The 16,740-nt window shown below is 39.7% G+C and carries 22 protein-coding genes, 2 tRNA genes and 1 pseudogene; 6 read left to right on the top strand and 19 right to left on the bottom strand.

Going from position 1 to position 16,740, the window contains the following annotated elements:
* Positions 1-324 (bottom strand): helix-turn-helix transcriptional regulator (locus Q8865_08090; GenBank protein MDP4153375.1); only part of this gene is annotated, 324 nt, incomplete at its 3' end.
* A 113-nt stretch (positions 325-437) separates the two neighbouring features.
* On the opposite strand from Q8865_08090, the gene Q8865_08085 reads away from it, so the two are divergent.
* Complete coding sequence (locus Q8865_08085; protein ID MDP4153374.1) at positions 438-680, top strand: AbrB/MazE/SpoVT family DNA-binding domain-containing protein; 243 nt, start codon at positions 438-440, stop codon at positions 678-680.
* A 156-nt stretch (positions 681-836) separates the two neighbouring features.
* Here Q8865_08085 and Q8865_08080 read toward each other — a convergent pair.
* From Q8865_08080 to Q8865_08055, 6 genes are all read right to left on the bottom strand, one after another.
* A tRNA-Ser gene (locus tag Q8865_08080) sits at positions 837-928 on the bottom strand.
* A 34-nt stretch (positions 929-962) separates the two neighbouring features.
* Positions 963-1,049: transfer RNA gene (locus Q8865_08075), tRNA-Ser, on the bottom strand.
* Positions 1,050-1,172: 123 nt separating this feature from the next.
* Positions 1,173-1,967: a M23 family metallopeptidase gene (locus Q8865_08070; protein MDP4153373.1), complete on the bottom strand. Its 795-nt coding sequence runs from the start codon at positions 1,965-1,967 to the stop codon at positions 1,173-1,175.
* 69 nt (positions 1,968-2,036) lie between these two features.
* Positions 2,037-3,164 (bottom strand): stage II sporulation protein D, encoded by a 1,128-nt coding sequence (spoIID, locus tag Q8865_08065; protein ID MDP4153372.1) that lies wholly within the window; start codon positions 3,162-3,164, stop codon positions 2,037-2,039.
* A gap of 103 nt (positions 3,165-3,267) precedes the next feature.
* Complete coding sequence (locus Q8865_08060) at positions 3,268-3,741, bottom strand: DUF2127 domain-containing protein (GenBank protein MDP4153371.1); 474 nt, start codon at positions 3,739-3,741, stop codon at positions 3,268-3,270.
* Positions 3,742-3,787: 46 nt separating this feature from the next.
* Positions 3,788-4,426, bottom strand: coding sequence for a TetR/AcrR family transcriptional regulator (locus Q8865_08055; GenBank protein MDP4153370.1), 639 nt, complete (start codon positions 4,424-4,426; stop codon positions 3,788-3,790).
* 149 nt (positions 4,427-4,575) lie between these two features.
* Here Q8865_08055 and Q8865_08050 point away from each other — a divergent pair, with 149 nt between their 5' ends.
* The gene (locus tag Q8865_08050) at positions 4,576-5,988 is read left to right on the top strand and encodes an MFS transporter (protein MDP4153369.1); all 1,413 of its coding nucleotides are present in this window, start codon (positions 4,576-4,578) and stop codon (positions 5,986-5,988) included.
* 124 nt (positions 5,989-6,112) lie between these two features.
* On the opposite strand, the gene Q8865_08045 is transcribed toward Q8865_08050, so the two are convergent.
* The 5 genes from Q8865_08045 to Q8865_08025 form a co-directional block, all read right to left on the bottom strand.
* Positions 6,113-6,664 (bottom strand): cysteine hydrolase family protein, encoded by a 552-nt coding sequence (locus Q8865_08045; protein ID MDP4153368.1) that lies wholly within the window; start codon positions 6,662-6,664, stop codon positions 6,113-6,115.
* 77 nt (positions 6,665-6,741) lie between these two features.
* Positions 6,742-7,125 (bottom strand): helix-turn-helix domain-containing protein, encoded by a 384-nt coding sequence (locus Q8865_08040; protein MDP4153367.1) that lies wholly within the window; start codon positions 7,123-7,125, stop codon positions 6,742-6,744.
* A 35-nt stretch (positions 7,126-7,160) separates the two neighbouring features.
* Entirely contained in the window at positions 7,161-7,439 is a 279-nt protein-coding gene (locus tag Q8865_08035; protein ID MDP4153366.1) for a DUF1905 domain-containing protein, read from the bottom strand.
* Positions 7,440-7,576: 137 nt separating this feature from the next.
* Positions 7,577-7,987, bottom strand: a complete 411-nt coding sequence (locus Q8865_08030) for a DUF1801 domain-containing protein (protein MDP4153365.1) — start codon at positions 7,985-7,987, stop codon at positions 7,577-7,579.
* A 183-nt stretch (positions 7,988-8,170) separates the two neighbouring features.
* Positions 8,171-10,588 carry a glycoside hydrolase family 3 C-terminal domain-containing protein gene (locus Q8865_08025; protein ID MDP4153364.1) on the bottom strand — a complete coding sequence of 806 codons (2,418 nt, stop codon included), beginning with the start codon at positions 10,586-10,588 and terminating at the stop codon, positions 8,171-8,173.
* 184 nt (positions 10,589-10,772) lie between these two features.
* On the opposite strand from Q8865_08025, the gene Q8865_08020 reads away from it, so the two are divergent.
* Positions 10,773-11,609 carry an AraC family transcriptional regulator gene (locus Q8865_08020; GenBank protein ID MDP4153363.1) on the top strand — a complete coding sequence of 279 codons (837 nt, stop codon included), beginning with the start codon at positions 10,773-10,775 and terminating at the stop codon, positions 11,607-11,609.
* Positions 11,610-11,983: 374 nt separating this feature from the next.
* Here the strand turns inward: Q8865_08020 and Q8865_08015 are convergent, their stop codons facing one another.
* Genes Q8865_08015 through Q8865_08005 form a run of 3 tightly spaced genes read right to left on the bottom strand, consistent with a single transcriptional unit; the run spans position 11,984 to position 13,269 of the window.
* The gene (locus tag Q8865_08015; protein MDP4153362.1) at positions 11,984-12,496 is read right to left on the bottom strand and encodes a hypothetical protein; all 513 of its coding nucleotides are present in this window, start codon (positions 12,494-12,496) and stop codon (positions 11,984-11,986) included.
* 6 nt (positions 12,497-12,502) lie between these two features.
* A complete protein-coding gene (locus Q8865_08010) occupies positions 12,503-12,853 on the bottom strand; it encodes a DUF2200 domain-containing protein (protein MDP4153361.1) in 351 nt (116 codons plus the stop codon).
* On the bottom strand, positions 12,850-13,269 hold the full coding sequence (locus Q8865_08005; GenBank protein ID MDP4153360.1) for a DUF1801 domain-containing protein: 420 nt from the start codon (positions 13,267-13,269) through the stop codon (positions 12,850-12,852). Before Q8865_08005 ends, Q8865_08010 begins: the two co-directional genes overlap by 4 nt.
* Before the next feature lie 135 nt (positions 13,270-13,404).
* Here Q8865_08005 and Q8865_08000 point away from each other — a divergent pair.
* Positions 13,405-13,506: pseudogene (locus Q8865_08000) on the top strand (resolvase).
* A 142-nt stretch (positions 13,507-13,648) separates the two neighbouring features.
* Here the strand turns inward: Q8865_08000 and Q8865_07995 are convergent.
* The 3 genes from Q8865_07995 to Q8865_07985 all read right to left on the bottom strand — a co-directional run bounded on the left by Q8865_07995 (position 13,649) and on the right by Q8865_07985 (position 14,815).
* Complete coding sequence (locus tag Q8865_07995; GenBank protein ID MDP4153359.1) at positions 13,649-13,957, bottom strand: carboxymuconolactone decarboxylase family protein; 309 nt, start codon at positions 13,955-13,957, stop codon at positions 13,649-13,651.
* Positions 13,958-14,048: 91 nt separating this feature from the next.
* The gene (locus tag Q8865_07990; GenBank protein MDP4153358.1) at positions 14,049-14,459 is read right to left on the bottom strand and encodes a sigma-70 region 4 domain-containing protein; all 411 of its coding nucleotides are present in this window, start codon (positions 14,457-14,459) and stop codon (positions 14,049-14,051) included.
* Complete coding sequence (locus Q8865_07985; protein ID MDP4153357.1) at positions 14,453-14,815, bottom strand: RNA polymerase sigma factor; 363 nt, start codon at positions 14,813-14,815, stop codon at positions 14,453-14,455. The genes Q8865_07990 and Q8865_07985 overlap by 7 nt, the downstream gene beginning before the upstream one ends.
* 393 nt (positions 14,816-15,208) lie before the next feature.
* Between Q8865_07985 and Q8865_07980 the strand changes: the two genes are divergently transcribed.
* On the top strand, positions 15,209-15,364 hold the full coding sequence (locus tag Q8865_07980; protein MDP4153356.1) for a hypothetical protein: 156 nt from the start codon (positions 15,209-15,211) through the stop codon (positions 15,362-15,364).
* A gap of 337 nt (positions 15,365-15,701) precedes the next feature.
* Complete coding sequence (locus tag Q8865_07975; protein ID MDP4153355.1) at positions 15,702-15,848, top strand: integrase; 147 nt, start codon at positions 15,702-15,704, stop codon at positions 15,846-15,848.
* A 113-nt stretch (positions 15,849-15,961) separates the two neighbouring features.
* On the opposite strand, the gene Q8865_07970 is transcribed toward Q8865_07975, so the two are convergent.
* A complete protein-coding gene (locus tag Q8865_07970; GenBank protein MDP4153354.1) occupies positions 15,962-16,600 on the bottom strand; it encodes a type 1 glutamine amidotransferase family protein in 639 nt (212 codons plus the stop codon).
* Positions 16,601-16,740 lie beyond the last annotated feature (140 nt).

Genomic DNA, 16,740 nt, shown 5'->3' with positions numbered 1-16,740 from the left:
CTCAAGGTATTCTATCAAAGATTTTCTTCCGTCTAAATTGAGAGAAATCAGCCCAGACAACATCTTTGATATAGGCATTTCATTTAGAAAGGGCTCGTTTAATTTATCAATTGGATATCGATATTTCGTAAGCCCTAAAATATAGTCTGTATTAAGATTATAAAGCTGAGCTAGTCCTATAAGGTGCCTGATGGGAAGTTCATATTCTCCGGTTTCATATTTTGAATAATATTGCTGAGCAATACCTAGCGCTTTTGCAACTTGGGTCTGAGTAAGATCTCTATCCTCACGTATTTCGCGTATTAAAACATTCAAAGGTTTCATATCACACCCCATCTCTTTTACAAAAATATTACTATACAATAGATACGTAGTATTGGCATTAGATGTATTATACGAAATAATTAATACGAATTAATTGTATTGGAGTGATGACAATGAAAACGGATGCAGTAAGAAGAATGGACGAGCTTGGTCGTATTACTATCCCAATTGAAATGAGAAATGCTTTAGGGTGGGACAACAAGACGAAAATTTCGATCAGCCGTGATGGAACCCAGTTGGTTTTGGATCTTTATGAGGACAGCTGTATGGTATGCGCCAGCGAAGAGAATCTCAAAGAAGTTCACGGAAAGTACATCTGCCAAAAATGCATTGAAGAGATCAAGCAATACTCCTAATAGTTTACCATCTTTACAATACCTAATAGAACTATGGCATAAAACACGGGGCTGCGGAAATCCGCAGCCCTATAGCTTCTATCACATAATTAATATATTAAGTGTGGTATTATAAAAACAAAAACCCCGTATGCCGCATGGCTACAGGGCTTTTTCTGGCGGAGAAGGCGGGATTTGAACCCGCGCGCCGGTTTCCCGACCTACACCCTTAGCAGGGGCGCCTCTTCGGCCAACTTGAGTACTTCTCCGAATAAAAAATAACTATTAAATTAAAAAAGAAGATGGCGGAGAGAGAGGGATTCGAACCCCCGGCTCTTTCGAGTCACTGGTTTTCAAGACCAGCTCCATAAACCACTCGGACATCTCTCCGTTTAAAGTTGCATTAGATATGTTAGCATAAAAATCTGCACTTGTCAAATGAAATCATTGTATTTTTTAACGAAAAAGAAGCAAAGTTTTTTTACCTTGCTTCTTTTTTAATTTAGGGAGGAGTTAACTCTTAAGCTTTTTAATAGGATCAATATATTCGTCATTTTTTAGCATTTCAAAGTGCAGATGCGACGCTTCGGATACTTCGGAAAGCATGCTTTGACCAACTGCGCCTATTGTATCTCCTCCTGCAACCTGTTCTCCAACAGCTACTCCTGCCGGCAAATCAGGAGAAAGATTAGAATAACGGCTTACAATATTATCCTTATGCTGTATAACGACCGTAGTCCCGCCCAATTCATCATTATAAATATTTATTATCTGTCCTTCCGCGCAAGCTTTTACCGGAGTCCCAACAGCTGCCCCAATATCTACCCCGGTGTGTGTTCTGTAGTCCTGCATTGTATTTGAGAATACAAGCACATCCCCAGAATAGTCTTTTACGATTTCACCTTCAACCGGCATTGTAAAATATGTTGCTGTTGTTTCTGTTTTAGGTGTTGTTGTTTTCTTTGTATCACTTTTTGCTGTGGCGGCATTATTTTGGTTTTCAGCCTTTTTAGGTTCTGCGGTCTTTACCTGCGGCGCTGAATCCTTTGTTTGGCTCGGCGCTGTTATGTCGGTTTCAGGTTTTTCTGTAGGCTGAATGGTTTCTTCCTTTGGTGTTGTCTCGTCGGATGCGTTATCTTTACTTTGGCTATAGGGCTCATTAATATCAAATGAGTTTTTTACAGACAAATATGTTGTTGTTCCGACAATGCCCGCACATAAAAGTAAGGCGATATAAAACCCTTTTCCGCCGATAAAGCGGGAAAAACCGTTAAGCGGCTTCTTGCTGTCCGAACTTTTTTGTTTCATAGCGCATGATCCTTTCAAAAGTATTATTGAAAGTAGTATAGCCATGCGCTTTCTTTTTATACATAAGTATTATGCAGATTGACCAGAAACAGTATAATAATCCATTATTTCAGAGCCATGATAATACCATTTAATAATATCAGTATAAGTTTTTCCCTGTTTGGCCATGTATTCAGCACCATTTTGGCTCATGCCCACTCCGTGGCCATAACCTCGGACATCAAACACGAAATTTCCATTCTTAACGTATAAATTAAAAGTAGCAGATTTAAGATTAAATAGCTCGCGAACTTTTACACCTTTAATATCAACGCCGCATATTTTAATAGTCGATATATTCCCTCCAGTTGTATATTGGCTTTTTCCTATCCAATCTGAAATGTTCTTCGGAAATTCTGCATTTGGGCTAAAATCAGAAATTACACGTTTAAAATCTTCAGGTGATAAGGTTACTGTTGAAAAATATTGTTCGTCATTTAGGTCCCCTTTGCTCTCTGTGCTTACGAGGTAGGGAACAGCGGTCCCCCATACATCCTCCGCATTTTCTGTTCGCCCGGATGACGCAGCATGAAATACCGCATTTATGATTTTATTTTGATAAACAGCAACCATTCCTCTTGTATCACTGACAGCTGTACCGATACGTTTTAAATATTCTTCTGCGTGATCCCCCCATTTTTCACGTGCCTTATCCACACTAATATATGCTTTGCAATGTTTATAGTCATCGCATACATCAGCTCCTTTATGTGCTGCCTTCACGGCATCTCCGCCAAAATTTTTTTTGTACAAAATGTATGTTCTAGCTGCAACCGCTTGAGCTTTAAGGGCTTCCATTTCAAATGTAGGGGGAACCTCAGCTGCTAACACTCCAACTAAATATTCTTCGAGATCTACTGTTTTGACCTCGCCGGTCTCATGAAAATACACTGTTATTTTTGTTGAAGGAGCAGTTGAGGCATTATTATTTGTTTTATCTTGAGTTGTTTGAGTATTGGCCTTTTGTGTGTCTTGCGCATCTGTTTTTGGGGTATTCTGTGAGTTATTTTCGCTGTCTGTCTTCTTTACCTCTTGAACAGTTGGAGCCATTGTTTCAGCTGCTGTTGACGGTGATAAGCCTACAATCAGCGCCGGAAGCACCATTGCAGATATAAGAGAAGTTGCTGCAATAGCTAAAAATTGTTTTGTAAATCCCATCATGCTCTCTCCTTTTGTGGTCTTAATAATATCTATGACAGGACATGCAATCTCATGCCCATGCAATTTGTAAATAATAAAAAAATAAGTGCCTTTCCGGTACTTATTCTTTAATATATTTGATATTTTTATATTCCAAATAGGTGAGCCATGTCATTGCAATATCTAAAAAAGTTAATATTAAAAGAAATAAAGAATGGCTAAATGTATAGCGGTAGATCTGGTAAACAATAAATAAGATCAACGAAACAATCGCAAGAGGATACGCCCAAGGCTTCTTCCATAAAAGTAAAATTATAAGAACACACTTGACTATACCATGTGAAACTAAATAAAATACAGTGAAAGACATAGTGCTTATCGAGAGACTGTGACTTAGAGTTACCAATAAATTTGCAAGTTTGTCTTTAGGATCTTCAGACAATTCATGTAATGTAAGTGTATATACAAGCTTGCTAAGTCTGTAAGGTTTAAAAAACAAAAGTAATGTTCCACCTATAATTTCTAACAACCCGTCAATACCTTTAATTACAAGTCCGGCTTTAAAGCTTAAATGTACTAAATAATTCTTTTTCATATAATTATTTTATGATGATTTATTCTTATGATACTCCAATTGCTAACTAGGCTATACAGCTTTTTAATATAATATCTATGGTTGCTTCAATAAGTCTGCTCCTATCGATTTCATTTCTGCCAAATACGATTCTATCAATAGTTGCTGAAATCAAATCAAAGGTTACCGTAGCTGCAGCCTGAATATCTTCTGTTATTAAGCCTTCTTTCATTTCAAAAAAATATCCTATAGTGTTTTGCATGGTCTTTTCTTTATTCTTTTCAAGAATTTCCGCAATTTTAGGGTTATAGTAAGAGAGTACATTTAATTCCCTGTTGAGTTCTTTAGATTCTTCATGAACTTTGATAAGATTTTCGATCAATGCCCTTAACCATAATCTGCTGTTTGTCTTAAAAAAATCCTGGTCATTTACAATTTCATTTTTTGCAATTTCGAACTTTTTATGATAACGATCCAATATTTCAAAAAAAATAGTATCCTTATCTTCAAAATAAGAATAAAGACTGCCGATCGACACCTGCGCTCTTTGCGCGATTTCATTGGTAGTCGTTTTATAGTATCCTTTTTCACAAAACAACGAAAACGCGGAATCAAGAATTTTTTCCTTAGTGTTAATACTGCGCAGCTGTCTAGGATTTCTAGTTTTCGCATTCCTTATTGATTTTTGAGACTCATTAGATATCATATATATCAGCTCCTGAGCCTATTTTATGATTATTATCATAGATTGTCAATAAATCGAAGTAAATACTCACATTTATGTTGACAAATTTTAATCATTAGTCTATCATATCAAATATGAGTTTATGCTCGCATTTGATATTGAGGTGTAATATGAAAAATAAAAAAACTTTGGCAATTGTTTTTTCTGTTGGCATTGGAACATTTATGTCGTCTCTTGATTCAAGTATTGTCAATCTTGCAATGCCATTAATCAAAAGTGATTTTGGAATTTCGCTTTCCATGGTTGAGTGGATTGTAACAGCATACCTGCTTATTGTAAGCAGTCTAATGCTTACATATGGGCGTTTGTCCGATCTTTACGGTCATAAAAAGGTTTATTCGACTGGGTTTATTATATTCTTAGCAGGTTCATTGCTTTGCGGATTGTCATTTAATATTGAAATGCTAATAGTATGCAGAGTCATACAAGCACTCGGAGCAGGTATGTTGTTTTCAACCGGGCCTGCTATAATTACAGAATCAGTTCCGCCAACAAGTAGGGGAAAGGCTTTAAGTATAACAGCAATTGCAGTTGCGTTAGGTCTCTGCATTGGGCCTGTTATCGGCGGTACGCTGTCAACTTTCTTCGGCTGGCAAAGTATATTTTTTATAAATATTCCGATCGGACTTTTAGGCATTTTTATGGTTAGAAAAAATATACCCAAGGATATGAATAGGGCATATGTTCCATTTGATGTAGCCGGCAGTTTTCTGATCTTTATTGCATTATTTGTTATTCTGCTGCCGCTCAGCATATCGGGAGATTATAACATTCCTACCGCATTATTTGTTTCGTTGCTCGCAGCAGGTGTTTTAATTATAGTATTTTTTATCTATTATGAAAAAAAATGCTCTTATCCTATGCTGAACATCAGTCTTTTCAAAAACCGAGTATTTAGCTTTAGCAATGTTGCCGCACTATTTACCTATATGGCTCAATTCATAATGGTCTTTTTGGCACCATTTTACCTTGAAAACCTTCGCGGATACTCGGCACTTCTAAGCGGAATGCTTTATCTGCCAATGCCCCTTGCTACTATGTGCATAGCCCCAATAAGCGGTTATATTTCAGACCGTTTTGACAGCAGGTATATAAGTTCTTGCGGTGACCTAATAATGGCATGCGGACTCTTTATGCTGAGTTTTTTAAACATCAATACATCAATTGCCTATACAGTAGTCTCCATGGTTATTACCGGCATAGGATTCGGCATGTTTCAGACGCCGAATAACAGCGCAATTATGGGAAATGTTCCGCCTGAAAATCGTGGCACTGCATCGGGAACTCTTGCAACTATGAGAAATATAGGTATGGCAATTGGAGTGGCATTATCTGGAGCACTTTTTTCTTTTTATCAGAATAAAGCCGCAAAAACACTTGCAGTGCAAGGGCAGTCTGGCACGGTGCTAAAAAATAGCGCTTTCACACACGCATTGCACATTACTTTCATTGCATCAGTTATTGTCGCTTTTGTTGCAATGATAGCATCATTAAACAAAGGAAAGGTCAAAGTCGAAAAATAGCAAGCTTACATAATATATAAAAGCTATAAAATTGATAAAGGGTTAGGATTTCGCATCCTAGCCCTTTGTTTAATTGCAAAAGCTCAGTTTGAGTTTACATACGAATATTTTATTGACTTGATTTTTACTCATTCTCCTTAATCCACATATCCGCCTTCATTACCTTGGCAAAAGTTCCGTTAAGAGCTGCCATGAATGCACTTTGAACTTGTTCCGCTGAAACTGCGGTTTCTCCCCATTTCAAATCTCTTGTTGCGCAAGCATCTTCTATTAGCGTGACAGAGTATCCGTAACTGCTGGCAGTTCTGACCGTTGTATCCACACACATATGGGTCATCATGCCACAGACAACCAACTGTTCAACACCTTTTTCCTCTAGCTTTTCTTTTAAATTTGTGCCCAAGAAACTGTCTGGTCTATGCTTGATTATGATTTCTTCGCCATCAAACGGGATACATTTTCTATAAAAATCAGCTCCAGCGGTATCCGGTGTAAAAAAACTGGCACCGGGATTTGTGCTTATATGACGAATATGATATATCGGCAATCCATGTTCCCGAAAAAAGTTCAGGATTTTGTTGGCCTGTGATGCCGCTTGCTCTGGCTTAACCAATTCATACTTTCCGCCCTTAAAATAATCATTTTGAATATCTACCAAAATCAAACCGATTTTCACTTAAACCACCCCCTTATCTCATAGTCATTTAGCGCTTTAATGAGAGTATAAGGCTGGTAAAATAAAAAGTAAATTACTTACTTTTTGGTAGGTACGGGGTTCGGACAGGCAATTCCTTTTTGTTCAAGAAGCTCTCTCTGTCCATGTTCCAACATATAAGATACACCAACATCCTGCATGATACGAACAGCTTCTAATAATTGATCTCCTCTTTCCGTTAGAAAATACTCTACGTGAAGAGGAAATCCGTTATAACTTGTTTTGTTTATAATTCCAAACTCTTGCAATTCTTTTAATTGCTGAAGCAGCATTTTTTCTGAAATGCCATCAATCCCATGCTTTAATTCTGAAAATGTTTGCTTCCCATGTCTAAGCTGAAATATCAAAATTGTCTTCCATTTCCCTCTAACAAAATCATGTACAATTTCTAGCGGGCAAGTATAATTTTCACGGATTTTCATTCTTACTTCATCCTTTACCCCAGTATATAAAACTCCTACTTTCCGGCTGTTCTTTCTTGAATTGTTACTTTGATCTTATCGCCGGGCTGCTTGCCAATTTTTGCTCTTATCTCTTTTCTAATCCCTATAATATGACACGGCGTTTTCATTTTTACGAGGCTTCCTTCGTATTGTTCCCCATCAAAAGTTGCGCTGACAGGAACTCTGCCTTTTCCGAATTCCGCCTTAACGTCAAAAGGTATTTCTATATATGCTCCGTCAATATCAGGCACTTTCTTAATTTCTGCCTCAAATTCATAAACCTTACTGTTCATGATAAATATTTCTCCTTAGACTCTACTAATCCACATTGTGCATCTTTTAAAAACACCCGCTGAACACTCTATAAGAATTACGAAAGCATTCCCGTATGCACTCTATCATACATCTATTATTTGTTGACTAAAAAAGCTCACACCTTACGGGAAGTCTTAAGGCTAGACTTGTTTAAGGCTATGGCATCGCATATCAGCTGTTTAAACGCCACCTCGTCCACCGCGTCTCCCTCGCTAAAGTCGATGGCTCTTCTTGCATTTCCTTCCAAACTTGAATTAAAAAGCTTTGAAGAATCATTTAGCGATGCACCCTTGGCAAATGTTATCTTCACGACATTCTTATAAGTCTCCCCGGTGCATATCATCCCATCGTGAGACCAAACAGGGGTTCCCCTCCACTTCCACTCCTCAACAATCTCCCGGTCAACCTGCCTGATCAGATTGCGTACCTTCGAGAGCGTCTGTCCACGCCAATCACCCAGTTCCGCAATTTTCTCGTCGATTAGTTGGGATGGAGATTTTGTGCCAGTCGCAGACTGCTTTTCCATAGTAAACCCCTCCAGATTCATGTATTTTACCTATATTTTAACCTGTTTGACAACAAAAAACCGAAAGTCTTACTTAAACGGCAGTTCTTCTAGATAGTACCACATTTTTAGTATTCACAAAAGCTAAAAAAATCGATGAAGTTTTTAGATAGCTATCTTCATCGACTTTTTTACTTTTTATTATTAATCCAATTTCAAAATCAGTTCAAGGATTCTCTTCGCGCAAATGTCCATCTCTTCCCGGGAAATAAGGCCTAATGCTTTAGCTTCTAATAGACGCTCCGGATAACCAGACGCCATCTTAACGTCATTTCCCGCTTTAGTTTCTTTATAATGCTCTCCACGTGTCCACCAATCGGTGGTCACCATGCCTTTCCATCCCCATTCGCCTCTTAATATATCTTCTAATAGCTCACGGTTTTCCGATGCACGATGACCATTGATAATATTGTATGAAGACATAACGCACCATGGCTTCGCTTCTTTCGCTACAATCTCAAAAGCCTTTAAATAAATCTCTCTGGCGGCTCTTTCCGATACTCTCGAGTCACTGTTCTTTCTGTTGGTTTCTTTGTTATTTAGGGCAAAATGCTTAACAGTGGCCGCAATATGCTGGGATTGAATTCCGTTTACCATGGCGACAGCCATATTTCCTGCCAAGAAAGGATCTTCGGAATAGTATTCAAAGTTGCGTCCGCACAATGGGCTTCTGTGAATATTAACTCCAGGTGTTAACCATACAGCAATGTTATTTTCCTTTACTTCCTTAGCGCCGGCTTCTCCAACAGCATAGGCTATATCTTTATTCCATGTGCAAGCGAGCAGCGTTGCACATGGCCAAGCTGTCGTATTGACACCACATTGACGTGAAATTCTAAGTCCGGCAGGTCCATCAGCTGTCATAACATTTGGAATGCCATATTCCGGCATATTGCCATATCCAAACGTGTTAGCAACTCCGGTATTCGGTTGTCCGCCTAATAAATGCGCCACTTCTTCATCAGTCATTTGGGCAAGAAATTCATCTACTGTTAACTTGCCCTCAGCCACTTCACTCAAGGTATGGATTCCATCCTTAAATTCTGCTTTTTTATGTCTCTCTATTGCCCGTACTGCCGGAGCAACGCTTGCTGTCATTTCCATTGTCAATTTTTCAAGCCCGCAAGCGTCGGGATCATTTGCTTCTTTTAATGGAAGTGCTTCAAAACTTCCATCAGCCAACATTCTTTCTTTTAAGGATGTCGGCGCTATTTTTTCACTAAGCTGTTCAACAATTCTGTTTTGTGACACTGCATAAACAAAGTCCAGCTGCTCAACATCGCGGACTGAAGTTCCAACATAAAATACGTAATTTCCGGCCTCTAATACATAAGCGGATTTTTGCACTTTGCCCAAATCATCATAAGAAGCCATCTTGTCAACTGAAAATTCAAGGTTCAACAGCTGAGTTTCGCCAGTCTTCAGTAAGCGGGTCTTCTGGAAAGCCACTAAACTTTTGGCCGGTTTTCCAAGAAGCCCTTGCGGTGCTCCTACATAGATTTGAATAACTTCTTTGCCATCAAAACAGCCTGTATTCGTTACTTTAACCTGAACTTTGATTATGCCGTTTTGCTCTGCCGCAGATACCGCAGCCCATTTAAAGTTGGTATACGATAACCCAAATCCAAAGGGATAATTCACTTTATCTGCCGCTTCCGGAATAGTTTCAAAATAACGGTATCCCACATATATATCATCGGCATAATCGACATAGTCTTCAGATTTATGGAAATTTGAGGTTGATGGGTAGTCTTCCAATCGATTTGCCAAAGTATCTGACAACTTACCCGAAGGATTGTCAAGGCCGCAAAGAAGCTCTGCAATCGCCAGTCCTCCTTCCATGCCGCCCTGCCATGCCATTAAAACCGATTGAATTGAGTCGTCATGAGCAAACCAGCCGGTATCAACCATACCGCCGACATTCATCACGACAATTACCTTTTCAAAACGCGTTTTGACCTCATTTACCATTGCTTTCTCTGCATTTGTCAGGTAAAAGTCTCCGTTTTCAAAGATTTCTGCTGATTTCTTTGCGAGAGCTCGTTCACTCAGAAGCAGGTCTTTATTTTTTGTGTCTGCAATGCTTTTTCTGTCCCATCCCTCTCCGGAAAAACGGCAGATAGATATAATTGCTGTATCTGTAAATGTTCTAGCCATATTTAACAGTTCTTCCGGAACGGCAGGCTCAACTGTCATTCCCGGCATAGCTGAGTTTTCGTACTGGCTCTTAACATTTTCACGATAAAAGTCTGATAACTCTTTAAAAACACATACATGTTCCTTACAGCTCTTCATTCCGTCATAAAGGCTCAAAATATACTCAACGGTTACATCACCGCTTCCGCCGCCGCCTTTAACATAGTCAAAACTGCCTTTCCCGAACAAGGCAACTTTAGTGCCTTTGCTCAACGGAAGAACATTCTGGTTATTTTTCAGAAGAACCATTCCTTCTTTAGCTGCATTCTTTGAAAGTTCCCTATGTGTTTTAGATGCTGTGACCCTTTCGCCATTCCCTCCCAAAGGCAAATTCGGTTGAAAACGTACTCTTTGCCATCTGTTCATGATAAATCCCCCTAGTAATAAATTCACTTGCATTCTATATTATCTTATTACATGCAAAAATGGAAAACAATAATCTTTCTGACTTGTAATTATGTCAATATTGACTTTATTTTAAGAATATGATACTTTTTATATATATGATCTTTTCCCACAAATGCTTAATATGAGAGGTTTTTAATAGAATATGATCACCCATGAAATTATTACTCCCAAAGCGGGACTTGCTGTTTATTTTGATATTTATCGAACTTGCAACAAACTGGTTCCCAGTCATTGGCATAATCATCTGGAAATTCTCTATGTCTTCCAAGGCACTTTGCATGTTTTCCGTAATGATGAAAAATACACGCTTAATAAGAATGATTTATTTGTAGTGAATTCGGGTGATATACATTTGACCCGAAATACCGAAAAAGTCGAAGTCCTGTTGCTCCAAGTTCCCTATGAATTCCTTAGCCATTATATTTCAGAATACAACACCATAAGATTCAGAGAGATATTTCCTCATAACGAGCTTTGTAAAGATCCCGCATTTCAAAAGATGATTCACCACCTGCTTGCTATGCGAATGCTTTACGAACGGCGGGAAGACGGATATCAATTCCTTTTTAGCAGTAACCTCCATCTCTTTCTTCATGCGCTCTATAGCAATTATGCCATCCGTCAAAATTGTGAAGAAAAAAATAAAACCGCAAAACATTTATCGCGGCTAAAAGAAGTCATCAATTATGTGGAACAAAATTACAGTGAGCCTCTTAATCTAAAAGAAATGGCCTCTTTAGTGGCGTTAAATCCGGAATATTTCTGCCGATCGTTCAAAAAATACACCGGCTTTACTTTTATGGAATATGTCAACCTGGTGAGGCTTTCCCATATTCACTTCGACATAATAAATACTACCGCGAGTATCACGACCATTCAACAGCGACATGGATTTACTAATTATAAGGTCTTCAACCGCATGTTTAAAGAGGCTTATGGCTGCACGCCGTCTAAACTTAGATCTGCCAGATTTCAGTAAGTGCATATTGCTATAAGTAATAACTTTCGGTTCCACTTTTTTCTCCGAGCACATCAACGTCACGCCCGATTTTAACTCCACGGTGAACTTGTCCTCATAAACGGTGACCTTTTCAAAACATCTATTCTGTCCTATAGCAAAAGTCTGGCATCAATCCTGTTCTCTCGCGAACGGAATCTGCCACTATGGACTTGTTCCCACGGAATGAAAAACTGTGGTAAGTTCCCGTATCTCGACTCAATAGAGCATTAAAAGCGCCTTTTTTCACCTGTTTTTACACCCTTCAATACTACGGTGGCTCGATTAGGCCATCTCCGGCGATATATATACTATCTATTGAATGCACACCCCTTGCTTTTTAGGGTGTGCTTTTTTTAACGATTATACTGCACACCCTTGTTTGCTGTTGCCTGTAAAGCCGTCGTCATGTCAGCGCAGACTTCCTTGGCGATTGCGTTATAGACTTCCATTCTTTCGTTCAGACCAATGCGGTCGTAGGCAATCGCCGCTGCTCCGTAGAAGTACACCGCGAGAGCGTGCCACTTGCTGGGATAGCGAACGACGGAAGCTGCTTGTCCAACCGCTCGCTCCGCTGCTTGTGCGACAGGGTCGCCGCTCGTCTCACAGTCGCCGTCGCACCAGATGGTACTTTTCACCTCGGCAAACTTTAACTTGCCGCCAAGGTAGTCACGAGCGGCGTTCAAGGCGTTCCGAGGGTGACAGTCACCATGGCAGCGGCTCTCGAATATCGGGAGAAACTGAGCTTCGGCGTAGTCCAAGCACCATTTGCAGACGGTCGGTTTATCCTGAGCTTCGATTAGTTGAAGCAGCGACAGAGTACATGGTGCGTTCTTGTCGCCAAGCATTTTACGTGGTTTATTAGCCATTCGACCTCAACTCCTCAAAATCTTCTCCATTGGCTTGCCTTTTGCCAATTCGTCCACCAGTTTGTCAAGCCACCTGATTTTCTGCATGAGCGTGTCTTCGATTTCCTCGACGCGATGTCCGCAAATCACGCCTGAAATTTTGGCGGCATTCGGGTTTATCTGGGGGGCTTCGCTAAAGAAGGTTTCGTAATTGATATTATTCATAATCTGCTTTTGCAACCCAGAATCGTCGTATCCTGTCAGCCAACAAATCACAGCATCCACCTCGGCTTTGGTACGCCCCTTGCGCTCCGCCTTCTGCACAAGCAATGGGTAAACGCTAGAAAATGCCATCTTGTAAACGCGCTCGTTTGTCATAATAAGCCACTCCCTTTCGTTTTCCGATTAATTCTCCATCGCACGATATCGGCGATGAGTTCATAATCGATAGGCTTGCCAAGCGGCAGCTGAATTGTTCCTTTACTGGTCTTATATCCTGTGAGGCGCTCCGCAAACTCAGACGTGGCCTCACCACCGGGGTAAAGCCCAATATGCTTTTTGAACGCCGCAAAGTGGATGAGGTTTTCACCCTGCCAGAACGTCGGCATCTGCCACGAAATTTTCTCGATAGCTTTCGGCGCGGCGGCATGGATAGTTTCCCGGATACTTTGTAGCAGGGGTCGCACATCTTCCGGTTGTGCGGCGATGTATTCGTCAATGCTGTTCGGTTTCACGCAAAAGTGGTCTTTTTCCGTGTTTTTGAACTCACGACCACACTTCGGGCATTTCCACATTTCAACATTACTCCTTCGTAACAATTTATGGTATCTCACGTTTATTCTTTTAGATTTTGATGATTCCGGCCTGAAAACACAGGACGAGAGCTTCTCCGATAGGGGAGCGTTTCAGTGAGCAGTCCCTGACGGAATGATGAGCCGCTTGTCCGGCGGCTCATCGAAAAAGTCACCGTCTACGAAGACAAATTCACCGTGGAATTCAAGTCCGGCGTGACGGTGGATGTGGATGAATAAGGGAAAATAAGCAAGTCACTCTATGGAATCATTGTAGGACGTGGAGTGCTTATTGCATTTAGCATAATATGAATCGGAGTCGACTATAGTCAATGATACTTGACTTTTTAAAAATTCCCATTATCTAGCGTTAGTACCATGACTATTTATCGATAAGTTCACTTAAATACGGCAATGCATCTGCAACCTGAATACCCATAATTGGCAAAGGTACAAGAATAGCGCTCCTTATCTCATCTACGCTTGCGCCATGCTCCCTTGCCTGCTGAATATGAAATGGTAGCCCGCCATACATTTTTGTCGATACCAGCACAGAAATATAGGCGAGTTCGTGAGTCTTTTTATCAAGCGCGCTTTTTTCCGACATTTTAAAAATCGCACCCATAAATGCTTCGCCTATACCGTCTGTTTCTTTCATAAACATTTTAAAACCGTCTGTAACTTTATCCATTACTATCCATCCTTTCTGATCTGCTAATTTTACCGGTTACAATTATTAAGACAAAATAATAATTCAAAAGATATGGCCGGAAGATAATTTTTTAATTTTCAGACGCCAAAATTGTTAAAACGCTTTGATACCATTCTGTGGGGGGCTTTTTTTCAGGCATATGGTGATAAAAATATTGTACTTTTTTTCTGACATGTTCATTATATACATAGCCCGCTTGCTTATAATCTAATTTTTCCAGCAGCTTATGGGATTGATGTTGCAGATTGGAACGGCTAGTTGAAAATTCTATCCACGCCTTACAACAACAAGGGTTCTTTTCATAAATAATACTGCAATGTTCTCCAAAAAAAGAATCAATATTCATCCTTGCACGATAGAGCAAACCTTTTGCCGCCCCTGTAGAGATATCTAATAGCTTTGCAACATATTCAATTGGCAGTCCGTACATATCCACCAGGGAAAAAGTAATACGCTGATTTAATGTCAGCTTTCTTACCATTGCCAGAAACATCCATTTTGTAAATTCCTAATTTCTTCCGCTACAATAATCTCATCATCCGGCTGTAAACTAATATCGGTCAAGAGTGAACCTTCCTGCTCTAATTGTTCCCAATTTTCTACTTCTACCAGATATTTATGGGTGTCCATTTTTGCCTTGTTAACAAATTCATGAAAGCATATCGTTCTTAACCAACTTGCTAATGCCTGTTCGTTTTTTAATGTATCCAGCTTTTCCATAGCCCTCAAAAAAGTATCTTGCGTCAAATCGAGTGCATCTTCAGGACGGCATGTCAATTTCTGCGCATAGTTAAAAATATATTTATAATAATTTTCATATACATCTGATATCTTCATTTTGTAATCCTCTCTATTGAAACGGTCAACCGTTCAAATGGCCTCCGCGTTCTTTGTACTGTTTTGCCATCCTGAAGTTTTTAAGGGCTGTAATTGTTTGTAATTTTAGGCATATCCTTGCCATCACGTAACATTGCATTAAAATCTTTTTTATCCTCGCCAGCCGTACCCAGCACCTCCTTACACCAAGTAATCCTTTTTCATATATTCGTGCAATGAGGCGGTTTAAAAAATTTTATCCAGAGATTCATTTTTTGCGTATTAACTATTCTGTTTTTCCCACTGATATGATCAAAGCATACATGCTGATACTCATATGAAAAGTTATTTGCTCGTAACCTTGCGACCAGTTTTTCTCCGCTTTCTGCGGAGGGCCAAACTGTATCTGCTTTTGTGGAGAAAAAAAGAACAGGTGCATGGATTTTTTCTATCGGTATGATGGATGCAGGGTTGACAGTCTTTCCGGTATTTATTGCAAGGAGAGAAAACTCTTTTGCTTTTCTAAACATACTCAAAGTATTGAACTTCCTGACCTTTTATTTTGTATAAGGTAATTCTTTCCCCAAAAAGCTCCAGCAGGAAGAACCGGAAGGCTGCCATCGAATCCTTCTTGTAAAACGGATGTTGTTTTCATATTTAGTCTGTCCTTTTATTTCATTGCTTTTTGGATAAAGCCTTTATAAACTTACGTACAAAGCGCTCTGCAAACTTGAATAATCGTCTTGCGGACTTGTTCCCACAAGACGACTAACGTCATCATTATACATTTGTACGTAACCGGATACAAGACACTAAATATCGGTATGAAAAGATTTATGTCTGCGCGAGGATAAGCAGAGGCTTCAGCTGGAAGGTGCCGGGCGAGTCGAGCAGAAAAAGCACCGGCATGGGCACTTTTCTGCGGGAACAACCTACCGCCCTTACTAAATACGACGAATCTCTTGTCCGGCGGCTGATTGAAAAGGTCACCGTCTACGAGGACAAATTCACGGTGGAATTTAAATCCGGCGTAATGGTGGATATGGATGAATAAGGGCAAAAATAAACAAGGTATCTACCGAATCGTTGTATCCGTAAAGTACCTTGTTTACTTTTTAAGTTTCTAATCAAGTAAATTTTTAATTGATACCCCTATTCCGAAGGGGATCAGTTTTCATTGCCGGACGGCAAAGTTTTCATGAGGGCAAAGAAATGTTCAGGCTCACCGGTACTAAAATAGTCATACCAAGATTCCAATGTGTTTGACCCAAAAACGCCTAAATGTTCAATAATTTGTTTCGCCCACAATAAAGCTCCGGTGCAACTTGCAGTAATAAGGTTGTTTTCCGCTACAGATGGCTTGTCTATATAAAAACTTTGCCCCTTATAACCAGGAGAAACCATTTCAAGAAATCCCGGTCCATTACTGGTATGCGGACGGTTATTAAGTAGCCCAAAGTTGGCAAGCGCAGCGGTAGCCCCGCAGATTGCACACACCGTAGCGCCTAAAGAGAGAAATTCGCTTGCTTTTTCGATGATAGCCCCATGCTTTGAGTCGTTCCATGTATCTGCGCCCGGTAATAGCAACACGCTTTTTTCATTGACAACCATATCATCAATTAAGCAATCGGGCACAATTGTCATCCCGCCCATTGTATTGATTGGCTCTTTAGAATAACTAACCGTTTTGAGCGATACCCGTTGCGCGTCCTTTTTGAAAAATCGACCGGAATTCAATTCCGAAGTAACATACCCCAGTTCCCAGTCGGCTAAAGTATCAAGAACGTAAACATAGATTGTAAACATACATTTCCTCCATTTTCATTGTGTTTCTAATTAAATTTTTTGTGCTTCAAAGATATGATTAGATAACAAGTCATCTAAACGAATGCTTTTACTGCCTTTACTTTCATAATAGCTCAGCATTTCTTCAATTTTCATTTTAT

It is taken from the genome of Bacillota bacterium (genome assembly GCA_030705925.1).
Taxonomy (GTDB): domain Bacteria; phylum Bacillota; class Clostridia; order Oscillospirales; family Feifaniaceae; genus JAUZPM01.
Note: the sequence above shows the minus strand (reverse complement) of the source record. Positions and strands in the feature narration are given on the sequence as shown.